Below are 6,328 nucleotides of genomic sequence, written 5' to 3' on the forward strand. Positions count from 1 at the left end.
ATAGTAGCAGAGATGTTAGTCATCTGGCAAGTGAAGAATCTGTGTGGTTGCTAACATTTGCAGAGACAGTCTTATCAGAAGAGATAGGGCGATCTGTTGTAGAAGTAGCGCCGTTTGCGAAACACGTAGACGGAGATGAACAAAAGGATCCCCCCGGCGGCAAGCGTATCGAAAAAGACCGCGTCCTGGGAGATCGCCACCTGGCTTACGCGGGCGTACTCCTCCAACGGGATGAGGGCGAGGTTCAGTAAGGCGCTTACGAGGTCGAGCAGGTTGTAGCCGATGATGAGCCAAACGGTGAGGCGCTGCCTCTTCATGGTGCCGATCGCCAGGTAGAGGGAGACCAGGCAGTCGACGAACACCAGGCAGGCGGCGGCCTTCCCGGTGTAGAAGCGTCCCATGAACGGGATCGGGTCGCCGTAACTGGAAGCCGACAAAAGCAGCGAGATGAGGTAGACCGTCGCGACGAGCGGCAGCGCGAAGGGGGGGCGAGCTTCAGCAGGCACAGGTCCCGCCTCTGGCTCGCCCGCCGGCGCCCACCCGCACAATCACCCGGCCATCCCTCACCGCGACCTCAACTTGACGTGCTCCTTGAGCAGGCAGCGGTCCATGACCACCGCGAGACCGGCGGCTTCCGCCTTGGCGGCGGCGGTCTCGTTCACCACCCCCTCCTGCATCCAGACGACCTTGGCCCCCTTGGCGATGGCCTGGTCCACGATCTCCGGGACGAACTCGGATCGGCGGAAGATGTCCACGATCTCCACCTGGTCGGGGACCTCGGCGAGGGTGGGATAGCAGCGCTCGCCGAAGATCTCCTGGCAGGAGGGGTTCACCGGGATGATCCTGTAGCCGGCCCGTTTGAGGTAGGCGGCCACCTCGTGGCTCGGCTTCCCCTCGTCCGGCGACAGGCCCACCACGGCGATGGTCTTGTATGTTGTGATGATCTGCTTCATGTCAGGCGTTGCCATACGACCTCCGACACTGATTGTATGAAGTACTCCGACAGTGATTGTATGAAGTACTGCCGGTGCTTACCTCAATCTATCACAAGTTCAGCGGCAGCGGAGAGATACTCCGCGTCACCGCTTCCTCATGCCGCTGATGGCGACCAGGACGAGGATCACCACCATCACGCCGGCTATAAAAATCCAGTCAGCCGCGCTGTATGCGGCCATAATCGCCTCCTATGCTTGCAGTTGTTCCAGGGTTGCCTTGGCCTCTGCGAAATCCGGGTTGATCTTGAGCGCCTGGCGCAGGAAGGTGCGCGCGTCCCCCACCCCGCCCATGTCGATGCAGCAAAGGGCAAGCAGGTAGGGGATCTCCGGCATCGGGAATTCGCAGGCGAAGAAGGCGTCGGACATGATGTCGGTGAGGATGGCGGCCGCCTCGATGTACTCGCCGTCGTCCTTCATGGCGAGGGCGCCGGCAATGGCCTCCAGGTAATCGACGGCGGGGACCCGCGGCAGTTCCTGCTTGGCGATCCTCTCCAGGCGTCCGTGCACCACCTCGGCCGCCGGCGCGGCAAGCCCGGGGAGGAGTTCCTGCCACAGGGCCGCCGCCCTCTCATACTTGCCGAGCAGGAAGCAGACCTCCGCCAGGTTGGAGAGCGCCTTGGGCTCGCCGGGTGCCAGGGCCAGGGCCCGCTCGAGGTAGGACTCCGCCTTGAAGAGGGTCACCGTGGAGAGGTGCAGCGCCGAGAAGCGGCACCCCTTGTCGAGCAGGGTGATGCCGATCTCCAGCGGGAAGTGCGGGTCGTTGGGCTCCATGAGCGCGAAGATCTTCAGGAGGTTCACCCGGCGGTCCAGGTAGGGGACCTCGACGTCCTTCTCCCCCAGCATGAGGATGTGGCTCGCCAGCTCGGACACGTAGTGGGGATACCCCTCCTTCAAGAGAGCCGCGTACCGCTCGCAGAAGCGGCAGCCGGGGTCGGTGCGCAGCGCCTGGTAGATGCCGCGCCCCAGCGCGTCGTAGCTGGGAACCTCGCCGGAGAGCGCCTGGTGGTCATCGGCCAAAAGGGGGATCGGCTCGAAGCCTAAGGTGAGTTCGACCTTGCCGTCCAGGCCGCTGATCACGGCCCCGACCGGCGGGGTGTAGTAGAGCAGTCCCGGAAGGGGAGTGGTGGTTTCCTGAGCTATGGTACCGATGGTACACCTCCGTATCCTTCCCGTCCGGGGAAGGTGTCAACGCCGGCGTGGACGCCGACGGTTTTGTAGATTCTGACCCCGTCCCAGGGGTCGTCGAGTATGCCGTCGTGGACGGCCCAGCTCCGCCCCAGCACGCTGTTGGCGAAGGAGCGCTGCCTGAAGGGGGTGGAGCCGTCCAGCCGCCGGTACAGTTCCCCTCCCGGCGCGAAACCGGCGTCGATCTCCTGCATGAGCCTCTTGCCCACCACGTAATCGAAGCCGTACTTCTCGTAGCGGATCGCGTTGTCGTAGGTGAGCGGCTCGGCCACGATCAGCTCCATGCCGAGCGCGTCAGTGAAGCGCTCCAGAAGCGGCAGGAATTCGCCGAACATCCTCAGTCCCCGCCGGGTCTGGTTCGGGAAGAGGCCGGCCTCCATGGCCCGCTGCTCCTCGGGGAGATTCCTTCCCAGGGTGGCGAACAGGTTGTTATTCCCCTGCTGGTCGATATCGACGTCGAAGCGGGGCGCCCGCGGATCGGCGATCTGGCAGAAGGCGAGCTCCATCTGGTGGTGATGGGTGTCGCTGAGTTCCAGGAAAAAGACGGCATCGCGGTCCTGGGGGGTGACCCGCGCCTCCAGGCGCAAAAGGCGCAGCCCCTCCGGAGCGATCACGCTGACAGTCCCTCCCCCCTCCCCGATCAGCCTCAGCAGGCGGTCGGGGAGCAGGCAGCGGTAGATCGCCTCCTTCTCGGAGCGCTCCAGCCGGTTGATGTCGTACAGCGAGAAGAGTTCCCGCCCCCGGCTATCCCTTAGCTGCTCATTTCCGGCGATTTTTGCCATGGCCACCGATCAGTACGGGGAAGATGTTGGCGCGCACGTAGGCGATGCTCTTCTCTACCGCATCCAGCGCCTGGTTGCGGTCGTCCTCCTGCGCCCAGTGCATGGCGTCCAAAAGCATGCGGTGCGGATACCCCAGCTCCGAGATCAGTTTCACGAAGGGAGCCGGCAGCCTCGGGGAGAGCTCACGGTCGTTCATCACGGCCCAGGCGATGGTCCAGGCGCGTGCCACGTTCATCATGTCGTAGCCTCCCCCCCCCACCGCCACCCAGGGGATCTGCAGGGCGCGCAGTTTCCTCAGGATGTAGGAGTAGGCGTGGGTGGTGACCTCCAGGCGGGTAAGCGGATCGGTCCGGAAGCTGTCCGCACCAAGCTGGGTGAAGAGCACGTCTGGGTCGAAGGCGGCGATCAGCGGGAAGGCGACCTCGTCGAAGGCCTTCATGAACAGCGCGTCGTCCGTGTGGGCCCTGAGCGGCAGGTTGACCGCGTACCCCTTCCCTCCCCCGACGCCGGTCTCCGACTCGCAGCCGGTGCCCGGAAAGAAGTAGACGCCGCTTTCATGCAGCGAGATGGTCAGCACCCGGTCGCTGTCGTAGAAGGCGTTCTGGACACCGTCGCCGTGGTGGGCGTCGATGTCGAGGTAGACGACCCGCTTCCCTTTCGCCACCAGCTGCTTGATGGCCACTGCGGCGTCATTGAGATACGAGAAGCCGGAGGCACGGTCCCTCTGGGCGTGGTGGTACCCCCCCAGCGGGTTGAAGGCTGCGGCAAAGCCCTCCTCGGTCACCAGCCGCGCCGCCTCCAGGGTGCCCGACACCCCCAGACAGGCCCAGTCGTAGACCCCCGGGAAGACGGGATTCTCCAAATCGCCCAGGCCATAGCGGAAGTCAGCCCTCGGCTGGCCGGCGGCGCTGAACTCCTGCAGCCGGTCGAGGTAGTCCGGCGCATGGACCCCCAAGAGCTCCTCGCGAGTCACCGCACGGGGAGAGCGGAGCTCCATCCCCGGCAGCGCCAGCAGCCCGTAGGCGTCCATCAGGTCCCGGGCCAGGCGGTAGCGCTGGACCTTGAAGGGATGGTGGTCGCCGTAACAGTAGCCGCCGAGGTCGGCGCATGCGATGAGTGCGGTCTTGCGAGACAAAAAGATTACCCCCGACTACCCGCTATTCCGTAGCCTACTCACTACTCACTACTTTCAGCCCCTGAGCCTAGCCCCGAGCCCCTAGCCGCTAGCCCCGGTTTCCGCTGAATTTAACCTGCGGCGTCCGACAGGTCAATCACAATTGCTGCCTACCCCTTAGGCATTACAGCACATTTTTTAGGCATTAATGAGCCGCAACGGCAGCCACGCCTAATAAGCCTCTCAATAATTACAGGAAGTTATCTTTTTGGCAAGTACTTTGCTTAGTTAGAGCGCCTTCTCAACGGCGCGGAGGTACGCGGGTGCCGAAATTTTATGCGCCTGCCGATGCCGGCCCAGCGGAACGGGCAGCAACGCACTGAAGAGCAGCGCCAGGAGCAGCTGTGCTCGCCCCCACAAAGGTGTGGGGCACCGCTGGCAGATCTTCATGCAGAGCCCTACGGGGCACCGCTTGATGCACCAGGTCAGTACAGAGCCTTCACAAAGAGGTGGGGCCATTTACCAATGGAGGTAACAGAATGAACGGGATGTCATCGATGACACCACTTGGCAACAGCAGCGACGTACTTTTCCTTATGCTCGGGGCGGTCATGGTCTTCGCCATGCACGCCGGCTTCGCCTTCCTGGAGGTCGGTACCGTGCGGAAGAAGAATCAGGTGAACGCCTTCGTGAAGATACTCACCGACTGGTCTGTCTCCACCGTCATGTACTTCCTGATCGGCTTCCCCATCGCCTACGGGATCAATTTCCTCAAGCCGGTGAAGCAGTTGCTGGGCGACACCCAGGGCTACGACATCACCCACTTCTTCTTCCTGCTCTGCTTCGCGGCCTGCATCCCGGCCATCATCTCCGGCGGCATCGCCGAGCGCGCGAAATTCTGGCCGCAGGTGACCGCCGGCGCCATCTTCGCAGGGCTCAGCTACCCCCTCTTCGAATCCCTCATCTGGGGGAAGAACGCCTCCCTTCTGCAGGATGTCTTCAAGCGGGTGGGCGGTGCCGAGTTCCATGACTACGCGGGATCGGTGGTCGTCCACTCCATCGGAGGCTGGATCGCCCTTCCCGCCGTCATCATCCTCGGCCCCCGCGTCGGGCGCTACCTGAGCGGCAAGTCCCACCCGATCCCGATCAGCAACATCCCCTTCCTCGCACTCGGCTCCTGGATCCTGGCGATCGGCTGGTTCGGCTTCAACGTGATGAGCGCCGGCCATCTTGAAAAGATCTCGGGGGTGGTGCTGGTCAACTCCCTCATGGCCATGGTGGGCGGCGTGCTTGGCGCCCTGATCTCCAGTAAGAACGACCCCGGCTTCGTCCACAACGGGGCGCTGGCGGGTCTGATCGCCATCTGCGCCGGCTCCGACATCATGCACCCGCTCTTCGCCTTCGTCACCGGCGTGATCGCCGCCGTGATCTTCGTGTTCGGTTTCCAGATCGAGCAGGAGAAGCTGAAGATCGACGACGTGCTGGGCGTCTGGCCGCTGCACGGCGTGATCGGCTCCTGGGGCGGCATCGCTGCCGGCCTCTTCGGCCAGGAGGCTCTGGGAGGCCTCGGTGGTGTCACCATCGTCTCGCAGCTGGCCGGGACCGCCTCGGCCATCGTGTTCGCCCTGGTCAACGGGTTCCTGGTCTACAGCGTCCTCGCCAAGACGGTGGGGATCAGGCTGGACCGCGAGCAGGAGATGCAGGGTGCCGACCTCGCCATCCACAGCATCGGCGCCTACCCCGAGGACCACGTCCGCTAGTATCGCTCGAAGCTCTCCCCGCCTGCGCGCCGCCGGCCGCCGAGCGGGGAGAGCGCCTCGCTTGGCACCTCCGGGGGGCATGCGCCCCCCTGTTACCAGCTCCTGAACCCAGGGCGGAAAGGTCACCTCCCTTCCCGCCTCCGTGCATGAAAAAGGCCCTTCCCGGGCCTTTTTTTATTTTGCTATTTGACAGGAAATCTGTATTATTTGAACGTTAGTTAAAATACTCTAATTACAATCAAAGGTCGGTTCGATCATGAAAACACCATTGGGAGAGTTACTGGTCGAGTCAGGCATCATTACCATGAAGACACTGGAGCGCGCCTTGTCCCGGCAAAGGGGGAGCGGCAAGCGGCTGGGGGTGGTCCTGGACGAGATGGGGGTGATCACGCCTGAGGAACTGATCGAGGCCTTGGCGCGGCAGTACGGCTTCGAGACGGTCAAAGGGATCGCGTCCCAGGTCATTTCGGAGCACCTGCTGGAGCTGATCCC

At 63.4% G+C, this 6,328-nt stretch carries 7 protein-coding genes; 2 read left to right on the forward strand and 5 right to left on the reverse strand.

Annotated elements, in window-relative coordinates:
* Nucleotides 1–74: 74 nt before the first annotated feature.
* The 5 genes from VJ604_RS18325 to VJ604_RS18345 form a co-directional block, all read right to left on the reverse strand.
* On the reverse strand, nucleotides 75–506 hold the full coding sequence (locus tag VJ604_RS18325) for a hypothetical protein (protein WP_324084992.1): 432 nt from the start codon (nucleotides 504–506) through the stop codon (nucleotides 75–77).
* Nucleotides 507–563: 57 nt separating this feature from the next.
* Nucleotides 564–968 carry a CoA-binding protein gene (locus VJ604_RS18330; RefSeq protein ID WP_324084994.1) on the reverse strand — a complete coding sequence of 135 codons (405 nt, stop codon included), beginning with the start codon at nucleotides 966–968 and terminating at the stop codon, nucleotides 564–566.
* A 216-nt stretch (nucleotides 969–1,184) separates the two neighbouring features.
* Complete coding sequence (locus tag VJ604_RS18335; protein ID WP_324084996.1) at nucleotides 1,185–2,072, reverse strand: hypothetical protein; 888 nt, start codon at nucleotides 2,070–2,072, stop codon at nucleotides 1,185–1,187.
* Between the two features lie 59 nt (nucleotides 2,073–2,131).
* On the reverse strand, nucleotides 2,132–2,962 hold the full coding sequence (locus VJ604_RS18340; RefSeq protein WP_324084998.1) for a hypothetical protein: 831 nt from the start codon (nucleotides 2,960–2,962) through the stop codon (nucleotides 2,132–2,134).
* A complete protein-coding gene (locus VJ604_RS18345) occupies nucleotides 2,940–4,097 on the reverse strand; it encodes an acetoin utilization protein AcuC (protein WP_324085000.1) in 1,158 nt (385 codons plus the stop codon). Before VJ604_RS18345 ends, VJ604_RS18340 begins: the two co-directional genes overlap by 23 nt.
* 518 nt (nucleotides 4,098–4,615) lie before the next feature.
* Between VJ604_RS18345 and VJ604_RS18350 the strand changes: the two genes are divergently transcribed.
* Together VJ604_RS18350 and VJ604_RS18355 are read left to right on the forward strand one after the other, a co-directional pair.
* Nucleotides 4,616–5,836 carry an ammonium transporter gene (locus VJ604_RS18350; protein ID WP_324085002.1) on the forward strand — a complete coding sequence of 407 codons (1,221 nt, stop codon included), beginning with the start codon at nucleotides 4,616–4,618 and terminating at the stop codon, nucleotides 5,834–5,836.
* Nucleotides 5,837–6,092: 256 nt separating this feature from the next.
* Nucleotides 6,093–6,328, forward strand: a 236-nt coding sequence (locus VJ604_RS18355) for a cyclic di-GMP-binding domain-containing protein, MshE-related (RefSeq protein WP_518517919.1), incomplete at its 3' end; no start/stop codon positions are given.

The organism is Geomonas sp. (assembly GCF_035254065.1).
Lineage (GTDB): Bacteria > Desulfobacterota > Desulfuromonadia > Geobacterales > Geobacteraceae > Geomonas.